We start from the raw sequence: 14,264 nt of genomic DNA on the forward strand, positions 1-14,264 counted from the left end.
AACATCAAGCCTCTACTGCAGACATAAATTTAGAATTTCGACGCCTCCTATGCATAAATGCATAACGAATGCGTCCAAAAGACAGGTTAAACTCCTTGAAGACCATTCTCGAGACACCTATTTGTCTGCAAGATTATTACTGTTTTTAAATTAGGTTCAGAACCATGAGCCTGACAGGAAGTTATTATGCCAGTGCTCAAATACCTCAAGTTGTCGTCCTGTATAATCCCATTAATTCTTTTGGCATGCCAAGCGACCGACAACAAAGACACGCCGTCACAGACCCAATCGGCGCAGGCGGCAAGCCAAGCTATGACGGTGCAAGCTGTCACTGTGCGCGAACATAATGTCCCAAATATTATTGAACTTCCCGGACGCGTAGAACCTGTCAGACAAGCTGAGGTTCGGGCCCGGGTAACAGGAATCGTCCAAGAACGCCTTTATGAAGAAGGCACAGATGTGACCAAGGGCCAAGCCTTATTTAGTATCGACCCTCGGGAGGTGAAAGCCAATTTAGCGCAGGTCAAAGCGAGCTTGCAACGCGCAGAAGCCACTGCGGCCAACGCCCAAGCCGTAGTAGACCGATTTGAAAATCTGGTTGAATTACAAGCAATTAGCCAACAAGAGTACGATTCGGCTGTCGCGGCGTCTCGGGAGGCTGACGCCAGTGTCATCCAGATTAAAGCCCAGATAGATGCAGCAAATTTACAAGTGGGATACACTACCGTCCGCGCCCCGATCGCAGGACGCGCCCGACGCGCCAACGTGACCGAAGGCGCTTTGGTAAGTGCCGGCGAAGCCACGCTGATGACACAAATAGAACAGCTAGATCCGGTTTACGTCACAGTGGCACAGTCGTCGTCGAAAGTTCTCGAAGTCCGTCGGGCGATAGCGGATGGTACAATCGAAGTAGATGAGAATGGCCAGACAAAAGTAGAGCTGTTTTTCGCGGATGGCACCCCCTACTCTGAACCTGGATACGTGGATTTTTTAGATTTCTCCGTAAATCAAACCACCGGAACAGTGAATCTCAGAGCCGAATTCCCTAATCCAGACAATATTTTGCTGCCGGGGGAATTCGTTCATGCCCGTTTTTATGTGGGTTCCCGCAGAAATGGCTTATCGGTACCGCAGAGCGCCGTCAGCATCGCAGAGTCAGGCGCGAGCGTTTTCGTTGTCGACACGACTGGGAAGGTGGAAGCGAAACCTATTAAACTCGGTCCTATGGACGGTCAGGAATGGGTTATTGAAACCGGCTTATCAGCTGGCGATCAAGTGATAACAAGCAATATTCAACAGCTGCGTCCCGGCACGCTCGTTGAAGTAAGCTCCGGACCGAGTTCAATGCCTTCATCGCAAGAGAGCCCTTCTCAAACACCAGATTCAGCCAAAAACGGCAATCGGTGATTATGAGCTTTTTAAAAAAGTTGGATTAAACTGTGCCACGTTTTTTTATTGACCGACCCATTTTTGCTTGGGTAATTTCGCTCTGCATTTTGCTCTCTGGGTTTATCGCCCTGCGCGCACTACCTGTAGAGCAATACCCCGAGATTGCCCCGCCTTCCCTCTCAATTTCAGTGGTTTATCCTGGCGCCGACGCGGAAACACTCGAGCAGAATGTCATTCAGATCATTGAACAGCAACTCAATGGCGTGGAAGGCTTTCTCTATATGGACTCCTCGAGCCAATCTAACGGGACAGGCTCTATAACACTGACCTTTGAATCTGGTACTGATATTGATATCGCGCAGACAGAGGTTCAAAATCGCCTTGGCACGGTTGAAGCTCGACTTCCGGAAGATGTCCGCCGTCAAGGCATTCAAGTCCGCCAAGCTAATTCTTCATTTCTTCAAATCATCGCATTGACGTCGAAAAGCGGTGATCTGAACACTACAGATCTGGGGAATGTTGCCTCCATACAGGTTATTGATGAATTGCGGCGCGTACCCGGTGTGGGCGATGTCACTTTATTTGGTTCAGAATATGCTATGCGCGTCTGGCTCGACCCGGAAAAGTTGGCGTCATACGAGTTAACACCGTCAGAAGTGCTTTTCGCGATCCGGGAACAAAACAGCCAAACAGCCGGAGGGTCTCTCGGTGCCCTTCCAAATCTGGATCAGACTCAAATTTCAGCGACGATTATTACGCAAAATAGATTCTCGACCGTAGAGCAGTTCCAGAAAATAATACTTAGAGCTGAAACAGGCGGAGCTACGGTTCGTTTGGAAGATGTCGCACGCGTTGAAATAGGCGCTCAAAGCTACGCCACGAGCACCACGCTCAATGGTCAACCTATGGCCGGTATGGCCATACAACTCGCCACAGGCGCTAACGCTCTTGCTGCTGCCGAAGGCGTCGAAAGCCGTATGAAGGAATTGGAGCCCAGCCTTCCTCCAGATGTCGAGTGGACAATCCCTTATGACACGACACCTTTCGTCCGAGTGTCTGTTAAAGAAGTCGTAAAAACACTCCTTGAAGCCATGGCCTTGGTCTTTCTCGTCATGTTTCTTTTCCTCCAAAGCTGGAGAGCGACGATTATTCCAACTTTGGTCGTTCCGATCGCCCTTGCGGGCGCTTGTCTGGGGTTATGGCTATTCGGATTTTCTATAAATGTTTTGACCTTGTTCGGAATGGTGTTGGCGATTGGTATTCTCGTCGATGACGCAATCATAGTAATCGAGAACGTTGAGAGGATCATGCGCGAAGAAGGCCTGGCTCCCAAGGAAGCCACCCGGAAAGCCATGGATCAAATAACGGGGGCTATTATCGGGATTACACTTGTTCTCGTCGCCGTATTCTTACCTATGGCATTTTTCCCTGGATCGACCGGCGGGATTTACAAACAATTTTCTGTAACCTTGGCCATTTCAATTCTGTTTTCGGCGCTCATGGCTCTAACGCTTACCCCCGCACTCTGCGCGACCTTTCTAAAACCGGTTCCCCAGAACACAGAGACTAAAGGCAAAACGAAGAAGACATCCAAATGGAATATTGGCGCTAAATTTTTTGGTGGATTCAATCGTTGGTTTGGGCGCATGACTGACCGATACGGTCGAGCAAATGATGGGATACTTTCTAGGCCAATTCGGGGTTTGGCTGTATTTTGCATCCTTGTTGGGTTGGCCGGTTTTCTATTTATTCGACTACCGACCGCATTTCTTCCTGTAGAAGACCAAGGTTACTTAGTTACCGTAGTACAGGCGCCTCCTGGAGCAACGCGCGAGAGAACCGAAGCGACGATCGAGCCCGTCTCTGACTTTTGGTTAAACCAGCCCGAGGTTGAAAATTTGGTTGTTGTGCGCGGCTTTAGCTTTTTCGGTCAAGGTCAGAACAATGCCCTCATGTTCAGCCCCCTTTATGACTGGAAGAAGCGCAAAGCTGAGAACAGCAAAGCTTCTGCCTTGTTGGGTAGAGCTATGAGCGAGTTTTCTCAACTGGATAATGCCATGGTTTTCGTTATCCAACCCCCGGCCATTCAGTCTTTGGGTAATGCCAGTGGTTTCAGCCTTAAACTTCAAGATAGAGGCGGAATGGGAAGAGAAGCTCTCACAGATGCGCGAAACCAGCTGTTAGGGCTAATGAGCCAGAGCGATGTTGTTACGAACGTCAGGCCCGAAGACCAAGCTGCTTCTCCGCAGCTACGTGTTAACATAGACCGGGTGCTTGCCCGTTCCCTTGGTCTGTCTATTTCCGACGTTAACAGCACACTGGCAATTAATTTCGGCTCGGCTTTTGCGAACGAATTTATCCGTGGGGGCCGATCACTTCAGGTTTATGTCCAAGCTGATGCGCCTCACCGTATGACCGCAGAAGATGTTCTATCTCTGCGCGTCCCAAATCAAACTGGAGAACTTGTCCCATTCAGCACCTTTGCAACGGCGGAATGGACTGCCGGTCCGCCAAGTCTCGCGCGTTATAATGGGTATCCGGCCATGACGATTTCTGGAGAGGCCGCTCCGGGCAAGTCGTCAGGTGCCGCTTTGGACGCCGTTGAGGAAATGGTCGCCCAGCTGCCCCAAGGCATTGGGTCGGAATGGACCGGTCTCAGTTTTGAAGAAAAACGCTCCGCCGGCCAAATTGGCGCGTTGCTAGGATTATCTATCTTGGTTGTCTTCCTGCTTCTTTCGGCCCTGTATGAGAGCTGGGCTATGCCAATTGCTGTACTCTTAATCGTCCCTATAGGGGTCCTAGGGGCCGTCACATTTTCAATGCTGAGAGGCTTATCGGCGGATGTATATTTCAATGTTGGACTGATCACAATTATAGGTCTCGCCGCAAAAAATGCGATTCTCATTGTCGAATTTGCCATTGAAGAAGAGGAAGCAGGAAAGTCTCCGCTGGAAGCTGTAAGAAGCGCTGCTCGTTTACGTCTCCGACCTATTATCATGACCTCCATGGCTTTTATTCTCGCCATGGTACCACTAGTCATTTCCGACGGAGCAGGCGCCAACAGTCGTATCGCCGTGGGCACCGGGGTTATGGGCGGCATGATAACGGCAACAGCCATCGGTATTTTCGTTGTTCCGCTACTCTATCTTTTGATTCGAAAGCACCTAAGTCGGAAAGACCCGACAGCTTCCGGACAAATGGAGACACATGATCAAGAAGGGAGCGCGTCATGACGCGGTTACTTAGCTCAGTCTCTTTCTCCGTTATCCTACTATCCGCCTGCTCGCACATTCAGCCGGAATATGTTTCTCCCGACCTGCCCACGGACGCTATTTATGAAAAAAGTCTTCAGGTAGAAGGGTCTGCTACCGCCAGCGAGATTAATTGGCAGGACTATTTCATTGATGAACGGCTTCAAACCTTAATCGAGGCCGCTCTCAACAATAACCGTAATCTGCGAGCCGCAACGGCAAGAATCGAACAAGCGCGTGCACGCTTTCGTATTCAAGACAGTCGGCGCCTACCCACAGTCGCCGCAACTGGCAGCGCGGTGCGGAGCCGAGTTCCGACAGATTCCAGTGGATTGGGCGGCGTAACAGGCGGCGAACAAGGCACAAATGTGCCGAGCTCTATCACGTTTAACAATTTTGATATTGGTGTGGGTGTTGCCTCTTATGAAATCGACTTTTGGGGACGCCTAAGTAATCTTAGTGAAGCCGCGCGGGCGGAATATCTAGCAACTGAGGCGGCGCAGCGCGCTTTCTATATTTCCCTAATTGGCGATGTGGCCTCCACCTATTTCGACTTGATCGAATCCAAGGCTCAAATTGCTTTGGCAGAAGACACTATGAGGTCCAGAGAAGAAGGATTGCGACTGGCTAAAATACGTTTGGAATCGGGCATCACCTCCGCTCTTGATTTTCATCAGTCCCAAGCCCTTCTAACCCAAGCTGAGCAGGCCTTGAGCAACCAAAAACTTCTTGAAGCGCAAAACCGAAATCAGCTTACTGTTCTTATCGGCGGAAGCTTTCCACAAGAACTTCCCACCGGGCTTTCGCTTGGAGAGCAAACATCTGGCCTTCGCTTAGATGCGGGTTTGCCCTCTGACCTCTTATTGGTGCGCCCGGATATCATCTCCGCAGAACAAACCCTTCGAAGCGCGAGTGCAAATATAGCTGTCGCCCGAACCGCCTTTTTCCCGACCATATCTTTGACCGGGTCAGGCGGGGTTACGTCGAGCGAGCTTGGCGATCTTTTTGATACGGATAGCCTGACGTGGCGTTTTGGCCCCTCTATTAGCCTTCCGATATTCGATGCAGGGGCCCGTAAAGCGGATCTCGCGCTTGCTCGGGCCGTCGAAGAAGAAGCCGTTGCGACCTATGATTTGACGATACAAAATGCGTTCCGGGACGTTTCCAACTCTCTAGCCGGTCGTCGTTGGCTCGCAGAACTCGTGGATGCGCGCCTCCGCAATGTTGAAGCGCAGGAGCAAATTGCCCGTCTCGCGCAATTGCAATATGATGAAGGTGTTGCAAATTATCTTGAAGTTCTCGACGCTGAACGAAATCTCTTTACCGCGCGACAAAGCCTATTGCAGGCCCGCCGGATGGAAGATCAAAATTCAGTCTCGCTCTTTATTGCACTTGGCGGCGGATTACCGAATACCCTCTCACCGAACTAAGTCGAAGCCTGTTTCAGGTGAAAACTTCTGAGTCATTTCGGGGCGTCTGTCTGAGCTTCGGGCAAAGCAGTCTTGAAAGCCTCCAGGGACTGGCAAGCATTCTCCACACGTAAAAGGTTCGGAAACCGATCCATATCGACCCCAAAACGGCGTGCATTATAAATTTGCGGCACAAGGCAGCATTCAAAAAACATCGGCGTGTCAGTATAGAAAAATTTCGTATCGGGGCTCGCCATTTTCTCAAGGCTTTCAAACCCTTTGGCGATCCAGTGAGCGGACCATTTTTTAACGCCTGCATCTTCCTGTCCATGCTCCGCCCGAATATATTTCAAAACGGACAGATTTTGGATGGGAGAAATATCGGAGGTAATAATCAAAGAGGCCGCTAAAATACGAGAGCGTAAAATTGCGTCCTCGGGCATCAGCGGATGGTTTGAATGTGTCGCGTCCAGATAATCCAGAATGGCCAGAGATTGAGTAAGGCGTGTTCCATCCTCTAACTCCAGAACTGGCAGATAACCTTGTGGGTTACGTTTGGAATGTTCGGCTAGGAGCTGTTCGCCTTCCCGGAGATTGACCGGAATATGGCGAACTTCAATGCCTTTTAGGCCCAAGGCAATGCGAACTCGATAGCTCGCAGAGCTGCGCCAATATCCGTAGAGCGTCATCATGAATTAAGCTTCTGGGCCTTCATATTTCTCGACGACATTTTCGATGCGTCCAAAAATAGATTTTCCTTCCGCGTCGTTCATCTCAATGCCGACTGTGTCGCCAAAGCGCATGAACGGGGTGATAAATTCGCCTGTCTGGATTTTTTCGATCATCCGGATTTCAGCGATGCAGCTATACCCGACGCCGCCATCTTCGATCTTCTTGCCTTCACCGCCTTCAAATTTATTTGAAACGGTTCCGGACCCAATAATGGCGCCTGCGCTCAAGTCCCGGGTCTTGGCGGCATGGGCAACAAGTTCTGACATGTTAAAGGTCATGTCCTGTTTGACATTCGCCTTGCCGAACGGCTTGCCGTTATAATCCACAAGAAGCGGAAGATCGATAGTTCCTTCGCCCCAAGCATCGCCCAATTCATCAGGGGTGACCGCGACCGGTGAAAATGCACTTGATGCCTTACCTTGTACAAAGCCAAAGCCTTTGCGAAGTTCATTTGGGATGAGTCCGCGCAAGCTAACATCATTGACGAGCATAATCAGTTTAATGTGCTTTTCGGCGTCTTTAACGGACACGCCCATTGGAACGTCATCTGTGATGACTGTAATTTCGGCTTCCATGTCAATGCCATAGGCTTCGTCAGCCGCAACAATAGGATCGCGCGGACCGATAAAGCTGTCGGAACCGCCCTGATACATCAGCGGGTCGGAGTAAAAGCTTTCCGGCACTTCGGCGTCCCGGGCCTTACGGACAAGTTCAACGTGGTTGAGATAGGCCGATCCATCCATCCATGTATAGGCGCGCGGTAGCGGTGAGTGACAAGCTGTCTGATCGAAATCAAAACTGTCCACCTTTTCGGCATTCAGCATTTCATACCTTGCGGCAAGCTGAGGCGCGTAAAGATCCCAGTCATCAAGCGCCGCTTGAAGCGTGGGAACAATATCACTCGCATCTGCCGCTTTCGACAGATCACGGGAAACAATAATTAATTGGCCGTCGCGGCCATCTTTAAGGGAAGCAAGTTTCATATCAATCTAGCTTTCGTTTTGAATTTTTTCATGAAGCCACGCCGCATGACGCGGGGCTTTTTTCGTCTCTGACCATTCGGCCAGCATCTCTGGGGCTACAGTGCGTAACTTCGTCATTTGTTCCGGCGTGTGAATATTTGCGGCCAGTTCAAGACGGTGTCCATTAGGATCGAAGAAATATATCGATTTGAAAATGCCGTGATGGGTGGGACCAAGAACGTCGATGCCTGCTGACTCGAGGCTTTCTTTCGCCTCCAACAAATCTTCGAGGGTGTCGACCCTTAAGGCGATATGTTGCACCCATTCCGGCGTGTTACGATCTCTGTCCATGTCGGGCTGTTCTGGCAGTTCGAAAAAGGCCAGAACATTGTTATTACCCGCATCCATAAAGATATGCATGTAAGGATCATAAGCCCCGGTCGAAGGTACGTGATCTTCGGCGATCGCCAGTTGGAAATCCATGTTCAAGTGGTTTTGATAAAACTCAACCGTTTCCTTGGCGTCTTTGCACCGATAGGCAACGTGATGAAATCCATCTGTCTTGATTGTCATTATGCCCTCGCTTTGGGTTTCGGATTCGCCTCCAATACGCCTCTTTCGATTTGGTCGCGTTCAATAGACTGGAAGAGAGCCTTGAAGTTCCCTTCGCCAAATCCTTCATCGCCCTTACGCTGAATAAATTCAAAGAAAACCGGCCCAATTTGGGGCTGCGCAAAAATCTGCAATAACAGGCGCGGATCATTGTCGTCAGTGCTTCCGTCGAGAAGCAACCCTCGAACTTTTAACTCTTCCGCATTCTCGCCGTGGTTAGGGAGACGCTCATCCAGCATATCGTAATAGGTGTCCGGCGGAGCCTTCATCAGGTTTACACCCGCGTCGCGCAATTTATCGACACAGGCATAAAGGTCGTCGCAAGACAAAGCGATGTGCTGAATGCCTTCGCCCCGATGCTCCAACAAATATTCTTCGATCTGACCTTTACCGTCATCGCCTTCTTCATTGAGGGGAATGCGGATTTTGCCATCAGGAGCCGTCAAAGCGCGGGACTTCAAACCCGTATATTCACCTTTAATGTCAAAATAGCGGATTTCTCGGAAATTGAACAAACGTTCGTAATATTCCGCCCAGTAATCCATGCGGCCCCGATAAACGTTATGGGTTAGGTGATCGACAACCTTAAAGCCAAAGCCTTTTGGATGTTTATCAACACCTTCTAAATATTCGAAATCAATATCATAAATGGAGAGATCATCACCATAACGATCAACGAAATAAATCAGACCACCGCCAATACCGCGTATTGCCGGAATGGAAAGTTCCATTGGCCCAACATGTGTGTCCACCGTCTCCGCGCCAAGCTCTATCGCCCGCTCATAGGCCTGTTTCGCATTCTCGACGCGAAAGCCCATGCCGCAAGCGGAGGGACCGTGTTCGCGGCAGAAATGCCCGGCGGGAGATTTATTCTCGTAGTTTGTAATTAGGTTGATGTCGCCTTGACGCCACAACTCGACATCTTTGGACCGGTGACGGGCAATTTTAGTAAAGCCCATAGTGGTAAAGATTTTTTCCAAATGGCCTTTTTCGGGCGCAGAAAATTCGATGAATTCAAAGCCGTCCAGCCCCATTGGGTTTTCAAAAAGATCAGCCATAACGCTCTCCAATTCTCTCAATATTATTAGTTGCGATAACAACTAACAGTAATTGGTTGCAATTGCAACATCTTTTTTGCATAAAGGTTGTATGTCTACTGATGAAAACACGCATATCGACCTGGAAAGTTTCTGGCCCTACCAAGTGATTGTTCTTGCCGATAAAATTAGCCGGTACACACTAGAGGTGGTTCGATCCGAGGCGGATATCAATCAAAGCCAATGGCGCGTTTTGGCGGCTATTGCTGATAAGCCCGGACGAACAGCCGCAGATGTGACAGCTGTTACCCCTATGGACAAAACTATTGTCAGCCGAGCAGTCAGCTCTCTTATCGAACAAGGACTCGTTGAAAAAACGCCTAGCCAAGGCGACAAAAGACGCTCCACGTTAGAAACTACTGCCGCAGGTCTAAAGATTTATAGCACTATAGCGAAAAAATTAGCGACCACGCTTATTCCTTCGGGAGAAGGTGATCCAAGCAACACTGAATTCGTTAGAAACTTAAAAGAGTTCAGCTCCAGAATGGATAAAATCAATCAGGCACAATCTTCGTCAAAAACTTGATTGCCTGGCTCCGCCGTCTGATCGTTTCTCAACAGCTTCGGTCAAATTTACCATTGCCCCGGAATTGCGACTCTCCATATACCCTTTTGGAACTTCCGATTCCGAGCAACTCGCATGGCAAAACTCTACTTCAACTTCTCCGCAATGAACGCCGGTAAATCGACGATTTTGCTGCAGTCGTCCTATAACTATTTTGAACGCGGCATGCACACCTTGCTGCTGAAACCTATTATCGACAACCGCGAAGATAGCGGCTCTTTGATTACTTCTCGAATTGGACTGGAGTCCGAAGCCGATACCTTTTGCGAAGAAATTGACCTCGAAAAACATATTTTAAAATCACACAAGAAGAAGCGAATTGATTGTGTTCTCTTGGACGAAGCCCAGTTTTTAACACGTGATCAAGTCTGGCAACTGGCCCGCGTCAGCGACGATCACGGCATACCTATCATGTGCTATGGATTGCGAACGGATTTTCAGGGTCGTCTCTTCCCGGGCAGCGCCGCTCTATTGGCAATTGCAGATGATATCCGAGAAATCCGAACGCTGTGTTGGTGCGGCCGGAAAGCCACTATGAATATGCGCGTAGACGCGACAGGCGGCGCAGTCACAGAAGGGGATCAAGTCGAAGTCGGCGGCAATGAGCGCTATATCACCTTATGCCGCCGCCATTGGCGGGAAAAGCTTATCAACGGACCCGCCATCGCGGAATAATGACTTAGCTATAAGTCGAGAGCTGCTTAATCAGCAAATCGAAAAAGCCCGGCGTATCAACTTCATATGCCCAGAGCGCATTTCGCGGAAGCTCGGTCGCGTACCAAAAATCGACGGCTGTATGCCCCCGGGTAAGCTCGGACTCCGTTTCGACCCGTATGTTGCAAGGTTTGAAAGTAAATATCTCCGGCTTTAATATGTATGCCATCGTACACGGATCGTGGAGCGGAGCGCCGTTAGTGCCATATTTTTCCGCATCAAAGCGACCATAATGCGTGAGCAGGCTATAAGCCGCATCCGCCACCAGATTCCCGATATTCTTGATCCGCTCCAATTCTGCATCAGACGATAGAACTTGATGAGTGACATCCAGACCAAAGACCACGAGCGGAGCACCGCTCTCAAACACAATATCAGCCGCGTGAGGGTCGACATAAATATTAAACTCGGCGGAAGGCGTAATGTTGCCGCCTTCTTTCAAAGCGCCGCCCATCAACACAATCTCTTTAATTTTAACAGAAATTTCGGGCCTTTTTTGCAAGGCCTTCGCAACATTGGTGAGCGGCCCGGTAGGCACAATCGTTATGCTCCCATCCTCGGCGGCCGTGAGGGTTTCGACAATGAAGTCGACAGCATTTTGAGACTCCAAAGCCATTTCCGGTTCAATAATATCGATCCCCTCCAAGCCCTCGCTGCCATGAACCTCTTCGGCCGTTGCCAGCGGGTATTTAAGCGGAGCATCGCACCCTGCATAAATTGGCACATCTGTTCTCCCGGCTAACTCGCAAAGAAGGCGCGCATTGCGTTGCGTCTTTTCAAGGCTTGTATTTCCGGCAACCACTGTAATGCCCAGAATTTCATACTCATCTGTTTCTGGCAGAGCGAGAAAGAGGTTTATGGCGTCATCCTGACCGGGGTCACAGTCAATTATAAGGCGTCTAGTCATAGATATCTTCCTTGGGCGTCACGGCGCCAAAATTAATTGAACGCCCTGCTTAACCCTCTCCGGCGTAAAAGAGAATAGCTGATAAGCGCTAGGCTCTTGATAGCGGCGCTTTCTTAGACTAGGCGAACCCAAATTATCTTAGTTTGAGTAGCCCCATGGAAAAATTGTTTGTCAATGCAGAAGAGCTATTGAAGGATTCCTTCGAACTGGCCTTGCAAATTTTTGAAAGCGGTTATCGGCCTTCCTTCATTGTCGGGGTTTGGCGCGGCGGCACACCTGTCGGAATTGCCATTCAGGAAGTGCTTGAACTGCTCGGCTGTGACACCGATCACTTTTCTATCCGTACCTCTTCTTACGAAGCGATGGATAAGCAATCTAAGACAGTCAAAGTTTACGGGCTCCAACATTTGGTCGACACGATTAATGTGGACGACCAGCTTTTGATTATTGATGATATCTTTGACAGCGGGCGCAGCGTTGATGCCATTATCAGCAAACTGGAAGAAAAGTGCCGCCGGAATACGCCGAGCGATATCCGCGTGGCGACCGTATATTACAAGCCAAAACGCAACAAAACAGAGCGGACACCTGACTTTTATTTACATGAAACGGATGCCTGGACGGTCTTCCCGCATGAACTGGAGGGTTGCTCCGCGGAAGAACTGAAAAAGACCAAACCTCTCCCAGACCGTATTTTCGAGCTTTTGCCTAAGTCTTAGAGACTTTCAAAAGGGTTTCGACCTCATCTCTCGTTGGGGCAGCACTCTGCGCTCCTAATTTGGTTGTTGCCAGAGCGCCGACTGTGCAGGCAAAATTCAACGCATCCGTTTCTAATTGCCCTTCAGCAAGAGCGACCGTGAGCGCCGCAGCAAAAGCATCGCCTGCTCCAGTCGTATCTATCACCTCCACCTTTGGCGGTTTGGCCGTTGCTATTAGCTTTCCATTTTTAAACAGCTCTGCTCCCTCACCGCCTAAAGTTCGGGCCAGCAGTCCTGAATACCCCTCAAGATCTGACAGATAGGCAGCATATTCGCCCTCATTTACTATAATGAGGTCTGCTCTTTGAAATACCTTTTCTACGTCAGGCGTGAACGGAGAAGCGTTCACAGCCACAAACCCGTCATAACTGTTCAGTCCTGCCAGCAGGGTCGGAACCGGAATTTCAAATTGGCTCAAGACAGCTGCTTCGGTGATGGCGCTCAAGTGATCTGGCGAAAAAACGGCATTCGCCCCAGATGCAACAGCAATTTGGTTTTCGCCGTCTTCCGCCACATTAATAAATGCGACTCCGGTGGCTTCCTTGTCTATCGTCGCCACAGATTTCAGATTTACGCCTGCCGCTCTTAAACTCGACAACGCCTCTTTGGCATAAGGGTCATTCCCTACAGCCGCTTGGAGGCGGACGTTAGCCCCCAGTCGCTGCGCCGCTAGCGCGGTATTTGCACCCTTTCCGCCCGGAGTGGAGTGGAACTTCCCCTGAGTGACAGTCTCTCCGGCGCGCGGCAGATGAGCGGTCTGGATCACCATGTCCAGATTAATGGAACCAAGAACGCAAAGTGTAGGGGCAGTCGTCATACTTGTCTTTAGGATATGCAAGCCAACTTCAAAAGCTATTTTAATTTGGGTCGCGCTCGTGCTAGTTCCGATTCCCGCTAAATGACAGGCGGAGAAAATAAGTGATCCGTTATGATAAAAATTGAGCCCATCAGCTTTAATCTCTGGAAAGAAGACAAAGAGGCTTTCGCTAAAAAATTTGGGGACTCTTTCCGCGAAACCGGTTTCGCCGTTATTTCGGACCACACCATTCCCGAAGCCGTCATCGATAAAGCGGATGACGCAGCAAAAGACTTTTTCGCCCTGCCTGAGGACGTGAAACGTCAATACGCCGATCCGGAAGACGGGCATCAACGCGGGCATTCCCCTTTCATGACGGAAAATGCCAAAGGTAAATCCCAGGCGGATTTGAAAGAGTTCTGGCATACAGGACGGGCCCTACCCGAAGGATCACCTTACCGGAAAACGATGAAGGACACGCCCTCCGTCAGAGAGCTCGACACTTTCGACGAGGATACTCGCGCGCTTTACGAAGAATTGGATAAATTCGGGGCCGACCTTTTACGGGCCGTTGCGCTCTATCTTGATCTGAAAGAAGACTGGTTTGAAGACAAGATAAATGTTGGAAACTCTATTCTGCGACTTCTTCACTACCCGCCGCAGACCGAACCGCAGCCCGAAGGCAGCGTTCGCGCAGGCGCACATGAAGACATCAATCTGATTACGCTTTTACTCGGCGCCGAAGAAGCCGGCCTTCAGGCAAAGCACCGATCCGGAGAGTGGATGGATATAAACGCACCGGAGGGTGCCGTTGTCGTCAATGTCGGAGATATGTTGCAGCGTATGACAGCTGGCCTTTTACCGTCGACGACCCACCGCGTTCTCAACCCCTCCCCCGAACGCGCGAAATTCCCGCGTTATTCCAAACCGTTTTTCTTGCATCTGAATAATGACGCTATGATAACGCCAATCGAAGGCTGTGTTGAAAAAGGCGGCAACCCAGAGCCTGCCATTACAGCAGGCGATTATCTAACAGAGCGATTGATAGAGATTGGTCTGATAAAAGCTTAGC

Annotated in this window: 13 protein-coding genes; 7 read left to right on the top strand and 6 right to left on the bottom strand. The window is 49.9% G+C overall.

Going from position 1 to position 14,264, the window contains the following annotated elements:
- Nucleotides 1–186 precede the first annotated feature (186 nt).
- From ACNA05_RS02270 to ACNA05_RS02280, 3 genes are read left to right on the top strand one after another with little or no spacing between them, the layout of a single operon-like run.
- Nucleotides 187–1,407, top strand: coding sequence for an efflux RND transporter periplasmic adaptor subunit (locus ACNA05_RS02270; RefSeq protein ID WP_415809753.1), 1,221 nt, complete (start codon nt 187–189; stop codon nt 1,405–1,407).
- 32 nt (nt 1,408–1,439) lie between these two features.
- Nucleotides 1,440–4,622, top strand: coding sequence for a multidrug efflux RND transporter permease subunit (locus ACNA05_RS02275; protein ID WP_415809754.1), 3,183 nt, complete (start codon nt 1,440–1,442; stop codon nt 4,620–4,622).
- On the top strand, nt 4,619–6,070 hold the full coding sequence (locus tag ACNA05_RS02280) for an efflux transporter outer membrane subunit (protein WP_415809755.1): 1,452 nt from the start codon (nt 4,619–4,621) through the stop codon (nt 6,068–6,070). The genes ACNA05_RS02275 and ACNA05_RS02280 overlap by 4 nt, the downstream gene beginning before the upstream one ends.
- A gap of 32 nt (nt 6,071–6,102) precedes the next feature.
- Here the strand turns inward: ACNA05_RS02280 and maiA are convergent, their stop codons facing one another.
- Genes maiA through hppD form a run of 4 tightly spaced genes read right to left on the bottom strand, consistent with a single transcriptional unit; the run spans nt 6,103 to nt 9,413 of the window.
- Nucleotides 6,103–6,741 (bottom strand): maleylacetoacetate isomerase, encoded by a 639-nt coding sequence (maiA, locus tag ACNA05_RS02285; RefSeq protein WP_415809756.1) that lies wholly within the window; start codon nt 6,739–6,741, stop codon nt 6,103–6,105.
- Between the two features lie 3 nt (nt 6,742–6,744).
- Complete coding sequence (locus tag ACNA05_RS02290) at nt 6,745–7,764, bottom strand: fumarylacetoacetate hydrolase family protein (RefSeq protein WP_415809757.1); 1,020 nt, start codon at nt 7,762–7,764, stop codon at nt 6,745–6,747.
- A gap of 6 nt (nt 7,765–7,770) precedes the next feature.
- On the bottom strand, nt 7,771–8,316 hold the full coding sequence (locus tag ACNA05_RS02295) for a VOC family protein (RefSeq protein ID WP_415809758.1): 546 nt from the start codon (nt 8,314–8,316) through the stop codon (nt 7,771–7,773).
- Nucleotides 8,316–9,413, bottom strand: a complete 1,098-nt coding sequence (hppD, locus tag ACNA05_RS02300; protein WP_415809759.1) for a 4-hydroxyphenylpyruvate dioxygenase — start codon at nt 9,411–9,413, stop codon at nt 8,316–8,318. The genes ACNA05_RS02295 and hppD overlap by 1 nt, the downstream gene beginning before the upstream one ends.
- A 91-nt stretch (nt 9,414–9,504) precedes the next feature.
- Here hppD and ACNA05_RS02305 point away from each other — a divergent pair, with 91 nt between their 5' ends.
- The gene (locus ACNA05_RS02305) at nt 9,505–9,978 is read left to right on the top strand and encodes a MarR family winged helix-turn-helix transcriptional regulator (RefSeq protein ID WP_415809760.1); all 474 of its coding nucleotides are present in this window, start codon (nt 9,505–9,507) and stop codon (nt 9,976–9,978) included.
- Nucleotides 9,979–10,092: 114 nt separating this feature from the next.
- Nucleotides 10,093–10,692, top strand: a complete 600-nt coding sequence (locus tag ACNA05_RS02310; protein ID WP_415809761.1) for a thymidine kinase — start codon at nt 10,093–10,095, stop codon at nt 10,690–10,692.
- 4 nt (nt 10,693–10,696) lie between these two features.
- Here ACNA05_RS02310 and ACNA05_RS02315 read toward each other — a convergent pair whose 3' ends face one another.
- Nucleotides 10,697–11,638: a nucleoside hydrolase gene (locus ACNA05_RS02315; RefSeq protein WP_415809762.1), complete on the bottom strand. Its 942-nt coding sequence runs from the start codon at nt 11,636–11,638 to the stop codon at nt 10,697–10,699.
- Nucleotides 11,639–11,793: 155 nt separating this feature from the next.
- Here ACNA05_RS02315 and ACNA05_RS02320 point away from each other — a divergent pair, with 155 nt between their 5' ends.
- A complete protein-coding gene (locus tag ACNA05_RS02320; protein WP_415809763.1) occupies nt 11,794–12,357 on the top strand; it encodes a phosphoribosyltransferase in 564 nt (187 codons plus the stop codon).
- Here ACNA05_RS02320 and ACNA05_RS02325 read toward each other — a convergent pair.
- Complete coding sequence (locus tag ACNA05_RS02325) at nt 12,347–13,213, bottom strand: ribokinase (protein WP_415809764.1); 867 nt, start codon at nt 13,211–13,213, stop codon at nt 12,347–12,349. The two genes, ACNA05_RS02320 and ACNA05_RS02325, sit on opposite strands and share 11 nt — an antisense overlap.
- A 111-nt stretch (nt 13,214–13,324) precedes the next feature.
- Here ACNA05_RS02325 and ACNA05_RS02330 point away from each other — a divergent pair, with 111 nt between their 5' ends.
- A complete protein-coding gene (locus tag ACNA05_RS02330) occupies nt 13,325–14,263 on the top strand; it encodes an isopenicillin N synthase family dioxygenase (RefSeq protein WP_415809765.1) in 939 nt (312 codons plus the stop codon).
- Nucleotide 14,264: the final 1 nt, after the last annotated feature.

This window comes from Litorimonas haliclonae (assembly GCF_965138505.1).
In the GTDB taxonomy this organism is placed as follows: domain Bacteria; phylum Pseudomonadota; class Alphaproteobacteria; order Caulobacterales; family Maricaulaceae; genus Litorimonas; species Litorimonas haliclonae.

Bases quoted from the DNA above. Each gene is read 5' to 3' on its own strand.
- ACNA05_RS02270 (WP_415809753.1), top strand. From the start codon at position 187: ATGCCAGTGCTCAAATACCTCAAGTTGTCGTCCTGTATAATCCCATTA.
- ACNA05_RS02280 (WP_415809755.1), top strand. From the start codon at position 4,619: ATGACGCGGTTACTTAGCTCAGTCTCTTTCTCCGTTATCCTACTATCC.
- maiA (WP_415809756.1), bottom strand. From the start codon at position 6,741: ATGATGACGCTCTACGGATATTGGCGCAGCTCTGCGAGCTATCGAGTT.
- ACNA05_RS02290 (WP_415809757.1), bottom strand. From the start codon at position 7,764: ATGAAACTTGCTTCCCTTAAAGATGGCCGCGACGGCCAATTAATTATT.
- ACNA05_RS02295 (WP_415809758.1), bottom strand. From the start codon at position 8,316: ATGACAATCAAGACAGATGGATTTCATCACGTTGCCTATCGGTGCAAA.
- hppD (WP_415809759.1), bottom strand. From the start codon at position 9,413: ATGGCTGATCTTTTTGAAAACCCAATGGGGCTGGACGGCTTTGAATTC.
- ACNA05_RS02305 (WP_415809760.1), top strand. From the start codon at position 9,505: ATGTCTACTGATGAAAACACGCATATCGACCTGGAAAGTTTCTGGCCC.
- ACNA05_RS02310 (WP_415809761.1), top strand. From the start codon at position 10,093: ATGGCAAAACTCTACTTCAACTTCTCCGCAATGAACGCCGGTAAATCG.
- ACNA05_RS02315 (WP_415809762.1), bottom strand. From the start codon at position 11,638: ATGACTAGACGCCTTATAATTGACTGTGACCCCGGTCAGGATGACGCC.
- ACNA05_RS02320 (WP_415809763.1), top strand. From the start codon at position 11,794: ATGGAAAAATTGTTTGTCAATGCAGAAGAGCTATTGAAGGATTCCTTC.
- ACNA05_RS02325 (WP_415809764.1), bottom strand. From the start codon at position 13,213: ATGACGACTGCCCCTACACTTTGCGTTCTTGGTTCCATTAATCTGGAC.
- ACNA05_RS02330 (WP_415809765.1), top strand. From the start codon at position 13,325: ATGATAAAAATTGAGCCCATCAGCTTTAATCTCTGGAAAGAAGACAAA.